This window comes from Kribbella sp. NPDC004138, assembly GCF_053603655.1.
Genome location: NZ_JBSGFZ010000017.1, coordinates 51,974 through 65,376, shown reverse-complemented (window position 1 = coordinate 65,376; position 13,403 = coordinate 51,974). Strand labels below are relative to the sequence as shown.

The 13,403-nt window shown below is 70.7% G+C and carries 18 protein-coding genes and 1 riboswitch; of the genes, 4 read left to right on the top strand and 14 right to left on the bottom strand.

The genetic code is table 11. The annotated features are described in order from the left end of the window. Positions 1 to 24 precede the first annotated feature (24 nt). Both ACWEOO_RS23880 and ACWEOO_RS23875 read left to right on the top strand, forming a co-directional pair. Positions 25 to 636, top strand: a complete 612-nt coding sequence (locus tag ACWEOO_RS23880) for a class I SAM-dependent DNA methyltransferase (protein ID WP_452144877.1) — start codon at positions 25 to 27, stop codon at positions 634 to 636. Next, positions 633 to 1,010 (top strand): VOC family protein, encoded by a 378-nt coding sequence (locus ACWEOO_RS23875; RefSeq protein ID WP_355694031.1) that lies wholly within the window; start codon positions 633 to 635, stop codon positions 1,008 to 1,010. The genes ACWEOO_RS23880 and ACWEOO_RS23875 overlap by 4 nt, the downstream gene beginning before the upstream one ends. A gap of 6 nt (positions 1,011 to 1,016) precedes the next feature. On the opposite strand, the gene ACWEOO_RS23870 is transcribed toward ACWEOO_RS23875, so the two are convergent. The 8 genes from ACWEOO_RS23870 to ACWEOO_RS23835 form a co-directional block, all read right to left on the bottom strand. Beyond that, complete coding sequence (locus ACWEOO_RS23870; RefSeq protein WP_452144876.1) at positions 1,017 to 1,397, bottom strand: hypothetical protein; 381 nt, start codon at positions 1,395 to 1,397, stop codon at positions 1,017 to 1,019. Further along, a complete protein-coding gene (locus tag ACWEOO_RS23865; protein ID WP_452144875.1) occupies positions 1,394 to 2,635 on the bottom strand; it encodes an alpha/beta hydrolase in 1,242 nt (413 codons plus the stop codon). Before ACWEOO_RS23865 ends, ACWEOO_RS23870 begins: the two co-directional genes overlap by 4 nt. Positions 2,636 to 2,701: 66 nt before the next feature. After that, positions 2,702 to 3,091, bottom strand: a complete 390-nt coding sequence (locus ACWEOO_RS23860) for a hypothetical protein (protein ID WP_359935900.1) — start codon at positions 3,089 to 3,091, stop codon at positions 2,702 to 2,704. A gap of 56 nt (positions 3,092 to 3,147) precedes the next feature. Next, positions 3,148 to 3,519, bottom strand: coding sequence for a hypothetical protein (locus ACWEOO_RS23855; RefSeq protein WP_359935902.1), 372 nt, complete (start codon positions 3,517 to 3,519; stop codon positions 3,148 to 3,150). After that, complete coding sequence (locus tag ACWEOO_RS23850) at positions 3,516 to 4,619, bottom strand: alpha/beta hydrolase (RefSeq protein WP_452144874.1); 1,104 nt, start codon at positions 4,617 to 4,619, stop codon at positions 3,516 to 3,518. The genes ACWEOO_RS23855 and ACWEOO_RS23850 overlap by 4 nt, the downstream gene beginning before the upstream one ends. A 57-nt stretch (positions 4,620 to 4,676) precedes the next feature. Beyond that, positions 4,677 to 5,231, bottom strand: a complete 555-nt coding sequence (locus tag ACWEOO_RS23845) for a histidine phosphatase family protein (protein WP_452144873.1) — start codon at positions 5,229 to 5,231, stop codon at positions 4,677 to 4,679. Then, positions 5,228 to 5,980 carry a CbtA family protein gene (locus ACWEOO_RS23840; RefSeq protein ID WP_452144872.1) on the bottom strand — a complete coding sequence of 251 codons (753 nt, stop codon included), beginning with the start codon at positions 5,978 to 5,980 and terminating at the stop codon, positions 5,228 to 5,230. The genes ACWEOO_RS23845 and ACWEOO_RS23840 overlap by 4 nt, the downstream gene beginning before the upstream one ends. 5 nt (positions 5,981 to 5,985) lie before the next feature. Continuing rightward, the gene (locus tag ACWEOO_RS23835) at positions 5,986 to 6,183 is read right to left on the bottom strand and encodes a CbtB domain-containing protein (RefSeq protein WP_359935910.1); all 198 of its coding nucleotides are present in this window, start codon (positions 6,181 to 6,183) and stop codon (positions 5,986 to 5,988) included. 44 nt (positions 6,184 to 6,227) lie between these two features. Then, positions 6,228 to 6,320, bottom strand: a riboswitch (adenosylcobalamin (AdoCbl) riboswitch). A gap of 361 nt (positions 6,321 to 6,681) precedes the next feature. Here ACWEOO_RS23835 and ACWEOO_RS23830 point away from each other — a divergent pair. Continuing rightward, entirely contained in the window at positions 6,682 to 7,323 is a 642-nt protein-coding gene (locus ACWEOO_RS23830) for a LysE family translocator (RefSeq protein ID WP_355694018.1), read from the top strand. Here ACWEOO_RS23830 and ACWEOO_RS23825 read toward each other — a convergent pair. From ACWEOO_RS23825 to ACWEOO_RS23810, 4 genes are all read right to left on the bottom strand, one after another. After that, positions 7,304 to 8,677 (bottom strand): MFS transporter, encoded by a 1,374-nt coding sequence (locus ACWEOO_RS23825; protein ID WP_452144871.1) that lies wholly within the window; start codon positions 8,675 to 8,677, stop codon positions 7,304 to 7,306. The two genes, ACWEOO_RS23830 and ACWEOO_RS23825, sit on opposite strands and share 20 nt — an antisense overlap. 38 nt (positions 8,678 to 8,715) lie before the next feature. After that, the gene (locus tag ACWEOO_RS23820) at positions 8,716 to 9,081 is read right to left on the bottom strand and encodes a DUF1304 domain-containing protein (protein ID WP_452144870.1); all 366 of its coding nucleotides are present in this window, start codon (positions 9,079 to 9,081) and stop codon (positions 8,716 to 8,718) included. Between the two features lie 16 nt (positions 9,082 to 9,097). Continuing rightward, positions 9,098 to 10,006: a phosphotriesterase family protein gene (locus ACWEOO_RS23815; protein WP_452144869.1), complete on the bottom strand. Its 909-nt coding sequence runs from the start codon at positions 10,004 to 10,006 to the stop codon at positions 9,098 to 9,100. Positions 10,007 to 10,069: 63 nt separating this feature from the next. Then, positions 10,070 to 11,461 (bottom strand): DEAD/DEAH box helicase, encoded by a 1,392-nt coding sequence (locus ACWEOO_RS23810; protein ID WP_452144868.1) that lies wholly within the window; start codon positions 11,459 to 11,461, stop codon positions 10,070 to 10,072. 378 nt (positions 11,462 to 11,839) lie between these two features. Between ACWEOO_RS23810 and ACWEOO_RS23805 the strand changes: the two genes are divergently transcribed. Then, positions 11,840 to 12,349: a DinB family protein gene (locus tag ACWEOO_RS23805; protein ID WP_359935922.1), complete on the top strand. Its 510-nt coding sequence runs from the start codon at positions 11,840 to 11,842 to the stop codon at positions 12,347 to 12,349. On the opposite strand, the gene ACWEOO_RS23800 is transcribed toward ACWEOO_RS23805, so the two are convergent. Both ACWEOO_RS23800 and ACWEOO_RS23795 read right to left on the bottom strand, forming a co-directional pair. Continuing rightward, positions 12,350 to 13,018, bottom strand: a complete 669-nt coding sequence (locus tag ACWEOO_RS23800; RefSeq protein ID WP_359935924.1) for a TetR family transcriptional regulator — start codon at positions 13,016 to 13,018, stop codon at positions 12,350 to 12,352. Then, a complete protein-coding gene (locus tag ACWEOO_RS23795) occupies positions 12,978 to 13,400 on the bottom strand; it encodes a thiol-disulfide oxidoreductase DCC family protein (RefSeq protein WP_452144867.1) in 423 nt (140 codons plus the stop codon). Before ACWEOO_RS23795 ends, ACWEOO_RS23800 begins: the two co-directional genes overlap by 41 nt. Positions 13,401 to 13,403 lie beyond the last annotated feature (3 nt).

The following is a 13,403-nucleotide window of genomic DNA, read 5'->3' as shown; positions in this document are numbered from 1 at the left end:
CCGGCCGGTCCTAGGGTCGGCCGGGTGACCTACCTGGACGACATCAGCAGCTCGTACGACAACGTCGCGGTCTCGTACGCCGAGCTCGTGGTGGACGGCGCCGACTGGGAGGCGGAGGCCTTCGACCTGCTCGCCAAGCTCGTCGCGGGGAGCGGGCGGCCGGTGCTCGATGCCGGGTGCGGACCCGGCCGGACGAGCGCTCTACTGGCCGAGCGTGACCTGCGGGTCGTCGGAATCGACCTGTCGCCGGGCATGATCGAGGTCGCGCGCCGCGACCACCCGGACCTGGACTTCCGGGTCGGTTCGATGACCGCCCTCGACCTCCTGGACGGCTCGGTCGCGGGCATCGTGGCCTGGTGGTCGATCATCCACCTGCCGCGCGACGTCGTGCCGCAGGCGTTCGCCGAGTTCCACCGGGTTCTGGCGCCCGGCGGCGTGCTGCTGCTCGGATTCCACGTCGGCACCGAGTCCACCCACAAGACCTCCGGGTACGGCGGGCATCCGATGAACATCCACGTCCACCGATGGACGGCCCCGGCCCTGACCGAGCTGGCCGTCGCCGCGGGCTTCACGCCGTACCCGTCGGAGCTTCCCGAGGACCGGTTGCTCTTCGGGAAAGTAGCCTCTGCGGCATGACTTCTCGCGTGCGAACGGTAACGTTCGATGCCCACGATCCGTACGAGCTCGCCGGTTTCTGGCTGCAGGTCCTGCGCGCCGAGCGTCCCGACGACGACCAGCCCGGCGACCCGTACGCCTCCGTGCCCACCGACGGCCTCACGGTCCTGTTCGAGCAGAACAACGACGAGAAGTCGGTCAAGAACCGGGCCCACCTGGACCTCGAGCCGGACACCACCCGCGACGAGGAGGTCGCCTGGCTGCTCACTCTCGGCGCCACCATCGCCCACGACCGCCGCGAGGCCGACGGCACCGGCTGGGTCGTCATGCAGGACCCCGAAGGCAACGAGTTCTGCGTGCTCCGCAGCGCCGCCGAGCGCGCGGCAACCAGCTGACCGGCTCTACTCCGGGATCGACGGCGTCTCGCCGGAGAGGGTGAGGCGCCAGTCGTCGTCCCAGCCGTGGACGGTGACCTGGAAGCCGTTGTACTGCGCGGTGGCCCGGTGGTGACCGTTCTCCACCGGCGCGACGTTGGTCTGCCAGCCGCGCGCGGCCAGGGCGGCGACAGCTGCGGCGACCTCGCCCGCGGGGTCGACCACGGATGGGTTGCCGTTCTCGACCGTGATCGAGCAGACCGTGTCCGGTCCGCTGCCGTCCGACATCACGCCCGGATCGACCGGTCCGACGTCATGGGCGACGATGCCCTCGAAGCCCGGTACGGCGGCCGCGGCGACCGTGAGCAGTTCGGCGCGGAGGAAGTCCCGGGCCTCGGTCAACGTCATCGTTCAGGTCCTTCCTGCTGCCGCGAACGCGGGGTTCCGTCGAGGACAGTCTTCCTCGACGGGGTCGACGCGACCGTTCGCAGCATCGCGAGTCCGTCGAACGCCTTCGAGATCGGCACCACCACCGGCGACTGCCCGAGCGTACGCAACGGCCCGGCCCAGGACATCCCCAGCATCCGGGTCTCCTCGGCGGGCGTCGTCCGAGCCGCGAGCGTCACCGCGCCCAGCTCGCCGCGAACGATCCGGCCGACGTTCTTCATCGACTCGCTGTTCTTCGCGAAGTAGGCCATGTGCCCGGTGATCTGCACCTGCTCGTTGTCGGTCTCGATCCGTACGGCGTCGGCGAACGACGCGGGATCGGGGCCATGCTGTTCGGCGTACGACACGTAATCGCCGCGCGATCGCGCCACCGCGAAGAACTCGGTACCAGGTGGTGTCAGCTGCGCCGCCGACGTGACACTCGGATCGACGCCGGGGCTGCCGGTCAACAGGTACCGATGAGCGCGGGCGCCCTGCATCATCGCCCGGGTGACGACCTGCGCACCGTAGCTGTTCCCGATCAGCGTGACCTTCGCGCCCGGCGATCGCACCGTCGCGAGCCCCTCCTGGAAGCGGCACAACAACGGCGCCGCCGCCCGGGCACTCTCGGTGGACCTGCCCTGCGTCAACCCGAGCGGCGCGTGGTACCCGAGCCAGACGATCGTCGCCGTCCCCCGGCCGGCCTCCTCGCCGATCTCCTTCGCCCGCACCGACTGCGCACGCACGCGTTCCAGGTCGTTGTTCATCCCCGGCACCAGGACGGCGATGTTCTTGGCGGTCCGCAGATCGCCCTGGACCTCGATCATCCGGCCCTGACCCTCCGGGTCGACGAGCAGGAACTGCCGGGGAACCTCCACCTCGACACGATTGCCGTCGGCGTCGACGTCCAGGCGCTTCCCGGCCGGCTCGAGCATCTCGTTGAGCGTCACCAGCCGCCGGCGCTGCGCAAGGGTCGCCTGCCGGTTCTCGACCAGTGTGTGCAGCCGCTGCTGCGCCGCGACCAGGATCAGCTGGTTGGCGCGGTACCGCAGCTCGGGCGGCGCGCCCTCCAACGGCCCGACCTGCTCCGGCCGGCTCTCCGCCAGGGCGATCGCCTGTTCGGCGGGCAGTGACCGGAAGAACGCGTCCGCTTCCGCGACCGCCCGGTCGTCCGGCAGGTCCCGCAACCGCAGGAGCAGCGCATCGAGGTCCTCGGACATCCCTCACCTCACCAGACACGGCGACAAACGCTTGCCGGTGCATCCTAGGTCCTGGCCGAGGTCCTCCTACAGCTCGTCGACGTACGGCGTCTGGCCGGTGAACGTCAGGCGCCAGTCCGTGGTCCGGGCGGTGGCGGTGAGGTCGTAGCCCTGGCGGCGGGCGGTGAGTTCGTGGCGGCCTTCGACGGGCTCGGACACGGTCACCTTCCAGCCGCGGGACTCCAGGGTCTCGGCGGCGAAGCCGATCTGGGCCCCGGGATCGGGGGCGGCGGTGGTCGGATCGCCGGTTTCGACGGTGATCGTGCAGACCGACTCGGGTCCGCTCTCGTCGGACAGCGCACCTTGGTCGACGGGGCCGACGTCCTGCGTCACCGTCGGCTTCTGGTCAGGGACGACAGTGGCTGCCACCGCGAGGAGTTCCGAGCGGAGGAAGTTGCGGGCTTCGGTCAGGGTCACGCTTCCGTGATACACCGTGCGGCCAAGGCTCGCGAGGACACGCCGCGTTTCGGCCGTCAAGAAACGACCGGTGTCTCCCCGGTGAACGTTATCCGCCAGTCCGTCGCCCAGGCGTGGACGGCGACGTCGAAGCCGTCGCGGCTGGCCGCGACGCGATAGTGACCGTCCTCCTCCGGTACGACGTCCGCGGTCCAGCCCCGCGCGCGGAGTGTCGCGGCCGCGGCGTCGACCGTCGCGGACGGGTCGGGCGCCTTCGGGTTGCCGGTCTCGACGGTGACCCGGCAGACCGTGGCCGTGCCGCGACCGTCGAACAGGACGCCGGGATTCACCGGCCCCGGGTCGTGCGTGACGACCGGACGCTGATCCGGTACGACGGCTTCCGCCACCGCGAGCAACTCGCTGCGCAGGAACTCCCGGTCGCTCGTCATCGCTGCCGCCCTTCCGGGCCTCGTGCCGCGCTGTTCGTCCGGTGCGCCGCGGTCTGCCCGGCGGCGGAGCCGGCCGACTGCTTCGACGGCTTGGTGAGCGCCACGATTCCGTCGTACACCCTCGACGCCGCGCCCGCGACACCGTTCAGCGCACCGCCCCACGACGTACCGAGGAAGAGTTTGGTCTCGGTCGCCCGGCTGGTGTTCGTGGTGGTGATGTGCCCCAGATCGCCCCGGACCACGCGGCCGATGTTGCGCAGCGCCTCGCTGTTCGGCCGGTAGTACTCGTTGTGCCAGTGCACCGACACCGGGTCGTCGCCCCGCGGGTCGGCGGTCGCCATCCGGATCGCGTCCGGGAAGGTCGCCGGATCGGGCCCGTGCCACTCCGAGTACGAGACGTAGTCGCCCGGGGCGCGCTCGGTGTACAACCGGGTCGGCGGCTGCACGAAGTCCGCGGCCTCGTCGATGTACTTCGCGATTCCTGGCGATCCCGTCATCACCAGCCGTTTCGGCCGGGCGCCCGCCATCACCGCCTGCGCGGCCACGTCCGTGCCGTACGAGTGCGCGACCAGCGTGACCTCGGCGTCCTCGGACTTGAGCTCGTCGAGCTCGGTGACGAACCCCGCGAGCCGCGGGCCGCCCTCGATCGCCGCGTCCTTGCTCGCCGCTTCCACCAGGCCCTGCGGCGAGTCGTAGTCGAGCCACACCACGACCGCCGTACCCGGGCCGGCTTCCTGCTTGATCAGGTCGCCGCGGTCCGACTGTCCGCGGAACGTGTCGAGGCTGTTCCCCATGCCGGGCACCAGCACCGCGACGTTCTGCGCCTGCTGGAGGTCGCCGAGCACCTCGACCGCACGCCCCTGACCGTCGGGGTCCACCGAGTAGAACTGCCGCGGCCGCTGCACCTCGATGACGTTGCCGTCGGCATCCAGCTCGGACACCGTGACAGGGGTGAGCAGCTCCTCGATCGTCGCCAGCCGCTTCTTGTCCGCATCGGTCGCGGTCTCGGCGTCGACCGCACTCTGCAGACGATCGCGGGCCGCGACGAGCAGGGCATGATTCGCACGGAACCGCTCGGCAAGCTGGTCGGACTCAGCCATCGTGACTCCCCGTGACAGCCGGTCACCTGGGCGTGTAACCGGGCCAACCGCAGTTTGTCAGCTCCAGGGGGCCAGGGAAAGTGACCAGTTGCCCGAGTGGTGCGAGAGGTTGACCGCCGCGAGCGGGCGTACGTCGACGTGGCGCAGCGACTCCGCCGGCGCGTCCACGACGTACAGGACGATCGCGCGGACGATCGCCGGGTGGACGACCACGACCGCCGAGCCGTGGTCCCGCGCCGCGACGTCGCCCAGCCAGTCGGCGACCCTGGCGATCACGTCGTTCTCGGTTTCGCCGTTCGGTGTCGCGGTGTGCGGCCGATCCAGCCACGCCGCAACGCCCGACGGATCGGACGCGAGCAATTCCTCCAGCCCGCGTCCGGCCCAGTCGCCGTATTCGCGATCGCGCAACGCCGGCTCCACCACCGGGTCGAGCCCGAGCGCCGCCGCCGTGCGTACGGCGGCCCGCTCCGGACCGGCGTACGCCGCATCCGCGGCCACTTTCAACTCGCGCGCCGTCTCGACACTCGCCCGATCCGGCTCGGCGTCACCACCGAGCACGAGTCCACGCAGCGCAGGCGTCAAGGCGTGCGCGACCAAGGTCAACCCCGTCACATCGCTACCTTTTCTCGGGCCGGCCGGCGGTCCACCGCGACCGCATACCCGAGTCCGAGCAGGAGCCACAGCGTCGCCTGCGTACCGAGCGAGGCGAACCGGAACTGCCACAGCAGCGTAGCGGGGAACGACTCCGGAACCTCGTTGATCCGCGGCAGAATCAGGTACGCCGCCACGACGGTGACGACCAGCCCGGCGACACCGCCCGCGAGCCGGGCGACCTCGCCGTACCGCGCCGCCCACCGGGACAGCGCGACACCGGCCCAGACCGCCAGCAGGCCGATCACCAGCGTCAGCAGATACGTGACGGTCCGCTTGGTGATCGTCTCCGGATCACCGACCGCGGGCGGGTTCGGCGGGTACTTGAGGAACGGGACCAGTACGACGCCGACGAAACCGGCCGCGGCGAGTCCGAGCGCGGCGTACGCGTCGTTGCCGGTGCCGAGCTTGCGGCGCAGCAGCGTGTACGCGACGGCGAACAGACCGCCGAGCGCCACGCCGTACAAGCTGGTCGCGAGGAACAGACCGGCCTTCTGGCCTTCGCGGCTGACCAGCGGTTCTTCCCCGTGGTCGTCGCCGTGCTCATGGGCCTGGTCATGGTCATGGGAGTGCGCGGCACCGGCCTCTTCGATCGCGATCGCCGCGTCGACACGCGACTCGCCCAGCGCGTAGGCGAACGATCCGGCCAGCAGGCCGGCGAAGAGTCCGACGATCAGTCCGCGCACCAGGAGCTGTCCGAAGGTGCGCATCTGATCTAGTGGCAGGGCACGCCGAGCAGATGCCGACCGTCGTGCATCAGCTCGTGCAGGAACATCCCCGAACGAGACACCGCACCCTGGTCGAACCCGACCAGATACGCGAGCAGCAACATCAGGCCGACGCTGAGCAGCGCGACGGCGAGGAGCCTGGGAGAAAGAGCCGGTACGGCGACCGAGCGGGCAGGAGCTGCCATCTGAACTGAACCTCCTGGGGAAGTGCGCGTCCCCTTCGAAAGGCTGCGATGCCCGAGCGTCCTGACTTACGAGCCGAAACTCGATCACAGTGGCGCGGCCGCGCCGGATTCGCACCGGCTTCCCTCATGGCACCGCAGGTTGACCCTCGAACCGTAAGGTCCCCACCAACCCCCGGTCAACGCACCCCGGCGCGCCGGTGACCAATCCCACCTGCGCACCCCGGGGCCACGCGGCGCAGGTACGACCAGCCACGCGTTCCGGCCGGGGTCGTCGAGTCGTGGAGATTGGCGGTGAGAACGGACCGATATCCACGACTCGGCGCAGGGCCCGGGAGCCAAACGCCACGACTCGGGGTCGAAGGCCGCGACCAGCCAGAAGCCGACTCGACACCCGCGCCAAGCGGGGCGGGTCGGAGCGCGCGAAGCAAGTGCGCTGAGGGGCCCCGTGACGAAGTAAGCACCTGCGGAGTGCGGGTGGGGCGGCTTATCCTGAGCGGCATGCCGTCCGCTCATCATCTGGTCGCGTTTGCGATCACCGCGCTGATCATCATCGTCGTGCCGGGCCCCAGTGTGCTGTTCATCGTCGGTCGCGCCTTGGCGGTCGGGCGGCGGGAAGCCGTGTTGACGATGGTGGGGAACACGCTCGGCGCCGCGATTCTGCTCGGGGCGGTGTCGCTCGGGCTGGGGACGTTGATTGCGGCGAGCGCGGTCGCGCTCACGGTGGTGAAGCTGGCGGGTGCGGCGTACCTGATCTATCTCGGCGTGCAGGCGTTCCGGTCGCGGAAGTCGCTGGTCGAGGCGATGCGGGGTACGGCGAAGCCGAGCACGACGCGTCGGACGATCCGGCAGGGGTTCCTGGTCGGGGTGACGAACGCAAAGACGGCGGTGTTCTTCGCGGCGGTGCTGCCGCAGTTCGTGGACAAGGGCGCGGCTGCGCCGGCGTGGGCTCAGATCCTGGTGCTCGGCACGATCTTCATCCTGATCGCGCTCTGCTCGGACAGTGTCTGGGCGTTCGTGGCCGGTACGGCGCGGGAGTGGTTCGCGCGGTCGCCGCGCCGGCTCGAGCTCGTCGGCGGCACCGGCGGCCTGATGATCATCGGCCTCGGCGCCAGCATCGCGGTCACCGGCTCGAAGGAATAGCCGTACGCCGTCCTGCCGGGACGCCGAGCAGTGCGAGCAGCGCCGGGAGACCGAATGCGACCAGGTACGCCGTCATCGCGGAATGTGGCTCCAGCGCCGCGAACAACGACCCGCCGATCGCGAGGATCGTTGCGGTCGACAACGAGTCGCTGAGCTGCAGGGCCGAGCTGTTGGCGCCCTGCTCGTCGCGCTCGGAGTACTCCAGCACCAGCACGGACAGCGTCGGGAACACGGTCCCCATCCCGAGGCCGGTCAGGCTCCAGCCGAGGATGCCGACCAGCACCGGTACGTGCGGGTCGAGCGTCAGCGCCGCGGTCACGATGCCGAGCAGGATCGCGAGCATGCCCGCCTGCAGGAAGACCGCGTGTGAGAACGGCTGGTTCGGCCGGCCGCGGTACCACGACGCAGCGCTCCAGCTCAGCGCGCTGACCGTCAGGACGAGTCCGGCGAGCGCCGGCGACAGGCCGCGTTCGCGGGTGAGCATCAACGGCAGGAACACCTCGGCGCCGAACCCGGCCGCCGCGACGAGACCGCGCAGCGCGATCACCGACGGCAGCCCGCGCCCGAAGGCGAAGGTCCCGGACGGCAGCAGCCGCGGACCGAACGCGATCACCCCGGCCAGACCGATCGCCAGCAGTGCCAGCTGTACGGCGCCACGCTGCTGCCCGCCGTAGTGCAGCAGGCCGACACCGACCGCGGCCGCGATCGCCCACAGCGCCCGCTTGTCCCACAGCTTCCCCTGCCGTACGTCGTACGCGCTGCCGCGGGCCAGGCCGGGACGCATCACGAGTGCGGCCGGGACCGCGATCACCGGGACGGCCAGGAAGACGAGCCGCCAACTGGTGTGTTCGACGATCAGCCCGGCGATCGCGGGCCCGACGAGCGACGGTACGACCCAGCCGGTCGCGAACGCGGCGAAGATCCGCGGGCGGAGACGCGCCGGGTACAGCTGCCCGACGACGACGTACAGCGCGACCGTGAGCAGGCCGGAGCCGAAGCCCTGGATGATCCGGCCCGCGACCAGGATCTCCATCGAGGGTGCCAGGCCGGCGATCAGCAGGCCGGCCAGGAACCACGCCGTACCGTGCCAGAGCGGACGGGTCGGGCCTTTCAGGTCGCTCCAGGTGCCGGAGACGACCATCGCGACCACGCCGGAGGCGAGCGGTCCGCCGAACGCGAGCGCGTACAGGCTGAGGCCGTCCAGCGCTTGCGCGACGGTCGGCATCGCGGTCGCGACCGCCAGGGACTCGAACGCGACCAGGGTGATCAGCGCGACCATCCCGACGGTCAGGGCGCGGTACCGCGGTGAAAGGACGCCGCCGATCTCAGCGGCCGGCTCGGCAGTGATGGTCATGACGACGACCATCGCTGTTCAAGTGCACTTTAAGTCAACTAGAGAATCGCGGCGAGCACGAGCGCGAGGATCGGCGGCACGGCCTGGGTCGCGGCGGCGCGCAGCATCCGCCGGTCGGAGGCGAGCAGGACGATGCCGGCGCCGGCCATGCACGCGCACGCGAAGAGCGCGATGGCGTGGCCCTTGTCGCCGCCCCAGATCAGGCCGCCGAGCGCACCGATCGCCAGGAACAGGTTGTAGAAGCCCTGGTTGAACGCCCACGGCCGGGCCGCCTCCACCTCGCTGTCCTTCACCAGGAACCGGCGGTAGGTGCTGGGCTTGCGGAACAGCACGCTTTCCAGGGCGAACACGACCACATGGAACACACCGGCCACGACGACGAAGACCTGCGCGACGACGCTCATGGCGGGAAACGTACCGCTACGCCCGCCAATCCGTGGCGAAGGCGCGCGCTGGGTTGTTCCGGAACACGGCGTCCGCGAGGTCAGCGCCGAAGTAGTGCGTGATCCGCGGCCTGAGGTGGGTCAGCAGGTACGGCATCCCCGGCCCTTCGGCGGTCGACCGGGCGCGCGCCGTGGTGGTGTCACCGCCGAGCAGCAGGCGGTCCGCGTACCCGGCGTCGATCAGCGCGGCGAGGCAGTCGGTCAGCCGCGGATCGGTCGCGTTGTTGGCCCGCGACGGCCCGTCGAACGCCAGCCAGGCGCCGCGCTCCGCCAGCTCGAGATGCCCACGATGATCGGGGAACCGGTTGAGGTGCCCGAGGATCACCGCACCCGGATGCACGCCGAGCGTGTCGACGAGCAGATCGAGTACGGCGTCCGCGGCCGACCCGAGCTCGTGGTGGACGGCGATCGGCGCGTTCGTCGCGTGATGGGCCTCCGCCGCGGCCCGCATCACGAGCTCGGCGTGCGCGTCGAGTACGTGGAAGCCGCCGGCCACCTTGATCAGCCCGGCCCGGATCGCGGTGTCGCCGATCCCGTCGGTCAGCTCGCGGACGAAGATCTCGGCCAGCTGGTCGCGGACCTTGTCGACGTACCCGTCCGGGTAGTGCTCGCGGCGGTGCAGGCCGGTCGCGGCGACGATCGAAACCCCGGTGGCGGTGGAGATCCCGGGCAGGAGGCCGGCCCGGCGGTTCAGCCCGTGCGGGGTCCATTGCACGATCGCCTGGCCGCCGGCGTCCGCGAACGCGCGCACCTCGGCGATCGCCGCCGCCTCGTCGTCCAGCTCCTGCCCCGGGATCAGGGCCGACCGGAAGAACAGGTGGTCGTGCGAATCGGTCACGCCGAGCGCTTCCGGCACAAGGTCGTTCAGGACCGTACGGATCCGCATCATGGCCTCTCTGTCAGGTCACGGCACCAGCAGTGGAACCGTAACCCGACAGTCGGCTCGACCTCAGGCTGCCTGCTGACCGGCGGGGCGACGACGCCCACGGCGAGAAGACCGACGGCCGGGACCGGCGGCCCGGCCGTTCCCAGCCCGGGTGCCCGCAGAGTCCTTGGCCTGCGCACCCTTGGCGGACGCGCGCTGGGCCGACTCCGGCTTGCGCGACGGCCGCCTGGTGGACTGCCGTGGAGTCGGCTCCTGCTTGGCCGGTGGTTCGACGTACGTGCGTTCGCCGGGCGCCAGCTCGGACAGCAGCGCGTCGCCGGCGGCGAGCTTGGTGACCGTGGGGGCGATGCCGGCCTTGCGGGTCAGGTCCCGGACGTCGCGGACCTGCTCGTCGGTCATCAGCGTGACGACCGTGCCCTCGGCGCCGGCGCGGGCGGTCCGGCCCGAGCGATGCAGGTACGCCTTGTGCTCGATCGGCGGGTCGGCGTGGATCACCAGCGTGACGCCGTCGACATGGATCCCGCGGGCCGCGATGTCGGTCGCGACCAGAGTCCGCGCCGAACCGTCCGCGAACGCCTCGAGGTTGCGGGTGCGGGCGCCCTGGGACAGGTTGCCGTGCAGCTCGACAGCCGGGACGCCCTGGGCGATCAGCTTCTTCGTCAGCGCCTTGGCGCCGTACTTCGTCCTGGTGAACACCAGCGTGCGTCCCGGCGCCGCGGTCAGGTCGACGAGCACCGGCAGGCGCGTGTCAGGCTTCACGTGCAGGACGTGGTGCGTCATCCGCGCGACCGGCGACCGGGCCGAGTCCACGCTGTGCGTGACCGGGTCGGTCATGAAGCGCCGGACGAGTACGTCGACGCCGGCGTCCAGCGTGGCGGAGAACAGCAGCCGCTGAGCCTCGGCCGGGGTGGCCTCGAGGATCCGGCGGACCGCGGGCAGGAACCCGAGATCGGCCATGTGGTCGGCCTCGTCGAGCACGGTGATCTCGACCGCGCCGAGCTTCGCGTGACCGGCCTGGACGTGGTCCTCGAGCCGTCCCGGGCAGGCGACGACGATGTCGGCGCCCTTGCGCAGGCCGTTGATCTGCGGGCCGTGGCCGACACCGCCGAAGATCGTCATCGAGCGCAGGCCGAGGGTTTCGGCGAGCGGGCTGATCGAGGCCTGGATCTGGGTCGCGAGCTCGCGGGTCGGGGCCAGGATCAGCGCCCGCGGATGATTCGCGCGACGCTTCGTGTCACTGACCGCGAGCCTCGCCAGGACCGGCAGGACGAACGCATACGTCTTGCCGGAGCCGGTCCGGCCGCGACCGAGAACGTCCTTGCCGGCCAGTGAATCCGGCAGCGTGGCCGCCTGGATCGGGAACGGCTTCGTCACACCGGCCGTGGCCAGGGCGGCGACCAGCCGGCCGGGGACGCCGAGCTCCGCGAACGTACGGTTGTCAGGGGCAACCGGCACCTCATCGTTGCTGACAGCAACTTCGACGTGACGATCGGCTCCGGCGGACTGGCTGCGTCCGGCGCTCGAGCGGCGGCGACGCCGCGGTCGCGACTGCCCGTCGCGCGAGGTCTTCGCGGACCGGTCGCCGGAGGACTGCTGGGATTGATTGGGCGTGGTTGTAGACGTGGGGCGGCGGGCCGCCATAGAAGTACTCCAAAGATCGGGGGTCGTCCTGCCCGGCGCGGCCGAGGGCCGCGGCGCGTGGTGGTCGACTGCTGGCGCACTGTAGTTGCGCTCACCGGCCCGAGGCAGAACTGGGCGGGCCGTCGGAACCAGTCTACGGCACCGACAGGCCGTTACTCGCGGGATGCTCCTCACACAGGCTAGGTTCGGCACGTGACGGAACAGTTCCGGGCGGCCCCACCCACGGTCGCCGACGAGCGTGCGCTCCTGCAGGGATTCCTCGACTTCCACCGCGGCACCCTGCTGTGGAAGCTCTCCGGGCTGACGGACGAACAACTCGTCCAGCGCGCTGTGGAGCCGGCCAGCCTGTCGTTGATCGGACTCGTGCGGCACCTGAGCGAGGTCGAGAAGTACTGGTTCCACCGCGCGCTGGCCGACCATGACTCGCCGCCGAAGTACTGGAGCCGCGAGTTCCCCGACGGCGACTTCGACCACGTCGATCCGGCGATCGTCGCGGAGGACCTCGAGGACTTCCGCCAGATCATCAAGACCTCGGACGCGCTGGCCGCGAACTACTCGCTGGACGACACGTTCCTGCGTCCGGGCCAGGAGCCGCTGCACTCGGTGCGCTACCTCTATCTGCACATGATCGAGGAGTACTCGCGCCACAACGGCCACGCGGACCTGCTCCGGCAGGCCATCGACGGCGCCACCGGCGAATAGCTAGGGCTTGATCGAGCGGATCAGGGCGACCACGTCGTTCGTGACGCCGCGGACGCCGGGGATGCGGGTCAGCCGCAGCAGGCGGTCCACCAGCGGGACCGCCCGGTCGACGAGGACGCGCGTACGGCGGACGTCGTCGGTCTGGTCGTGCACCCAGAACAGGACCACGCCCATCTGCAGGAGCCAGAGAAGCTCGGGCAGCTCGGACTTCAGGTCGGTCGGGAGCTTGAGATCGGACCCGTCGATCACCCGGCGGAACACGTCGATACTCGCGTCCCGCGCCGGTCGTGACTCGTCGCTGAACGGCGACAGCGGGCTGCGCGGATCGGCGGCGGTCTTGAAGAACGTGCCCGCGAACTCGTGGTACGGCGCGGCCACGTCCAGCCAGGCCCGCAGTACGCCGGCCAGCCGTGGCACGAACGCCTTCTCCGCGGCGAGGATCGGCTCGACCACCTCGCGGTGCTGGTCCTGCAGCAGGTCGTAGTACGCCTGCATCAGGTGGTCCTTCGAGCCGTAGTAGTAGTACGCGTTCCCCACCGACACGCCCGCCTCGTTGGCGATCGCGCGCATCGTGGTCTTCCCGTACCCCTGCTCCCGGAACAACCGCAATGCGGTCGACAGGATCAGCTCACGCGTCTGCTCGCCCTTCGCGGTCGCACTGTCCGTCACACCCGTCAGCGTAATCACCTCCACTCACCCGCCGCAGTCCAGCCGCCGCCTGCACGATCGCCCGCGCGACCGGCCGCAGCGCCGGACTCGCCAGTCGGACGGCGGTGTGCCTGTGGTCCCCCGTGGCCCACAGGCACACGATCCAGGCGCGATCACCGATATACACCGCCCCGTCGTCGGCGACCACCGTCACGTCCCGCAGCGTCGCCGCGTGGTCGAGGGCCGGGTAGAGCGCCCGCGCGTCCGCCGACCCCGCCGCGACGAACCGCAGACGCACCACCCCGCCGTACCCGTCCGGCGCCGGTCGCTGCGCTGCCAGCCAGTCCTTGAACCGCCGGCACAGTCCGCAGCGGGCGTCGTACAGCACGGTCAGCTCACGCACCGG

What these genes read in the sequence shown, in the direction of transcription:
- ACWEOO_RS23875 (WP_355694031.1), top strand. Translation starts at nt 633, where the DNA reads ATGACTTCTCGCGTGCGAACGGTAACGTTCGATGCCCACGATCCGTAC.
- ACWEOO_RS23870 (WP_452144876.1), bottom strand. Translation starts at nt 1,397, where the DNA reads ATGACGTTGACCGAGGCCCGGGACTTCCTCCGCGCCGAACTGCTCACG.
- ACWEOO_RS23865 (WP_452144875.1), bottom strand. Translation starts at nt 2,635, where the DNA reads ATGTCCGAGGACCTCGATGCGCTGCTCCTGCGGTTGCGGGACCTGCCG.
- ACWEOO_RS23855 (WP_359935902.1), bottom strand. Translation starts at nt 3,519, where the DNA reads ATGACGAGCGACCGGGAGTTCCTGCGCAGCGAGTTGCTCGCGGTGGCG.
- ACWEOO_RS23850 (WP_452144874.1), bottom strand. Translation starts at nt 4,619, where the DNA reads ATGGCTGAGTCCGACCAGCTTGCCGAGCGGTTCCGTGCGAATCATGCC.
- ACWEOO_RS23840 (WP_452144872.1), bottom strand. Translation starts at nt 5,980, where the DNA reads ATGCGCACCTTCGGACAGCTCCTGGTGCGCGGACTGATCGTCGGACTC.
- ACWEOO_RS23835 (WP_359935910.1), bottom strand. Translation starts at nt 6,183, where the DNA reads ATGGCAGCTCCTGCCCGCTCGGTCGCCGTACCGGCTCTTTCTCCCAGG.
- ACWEOO_RS23830 (WP_355694018.1), top strand. Translation starts at nt 6,682, where the DNA reads ATGCCGTCCGCTCATCATCTGGTCGCGTTTGCGATCACCGCGCTGATC.
- ACWEOO_RS23825 (WP_452144871.1), bottom strand. Translation starts at nt 8,677, where the DNA reads ATGACCATCACTGCCGAGCCGGCCGCTGAGATCGGCGGCGTCCTTTCA.
- ACWEOO_RS23820 (WP_452144870.1), bottom strand. Translation starts at nt 9,081, where the DNA reads ATGAGCGTCGTCGCGCAGGTCTTCGTCGTCGTGGCCGGTGTGTTCCAT.
- ACWEOO_RS23815 (WP_452144869.1), bottom strand. Translation starts at nt 10,006, where the DNA reads ATGCGGATCCGTACGGTCCTGAACGACCTTGTGCCGGAAGCGCTCGGC.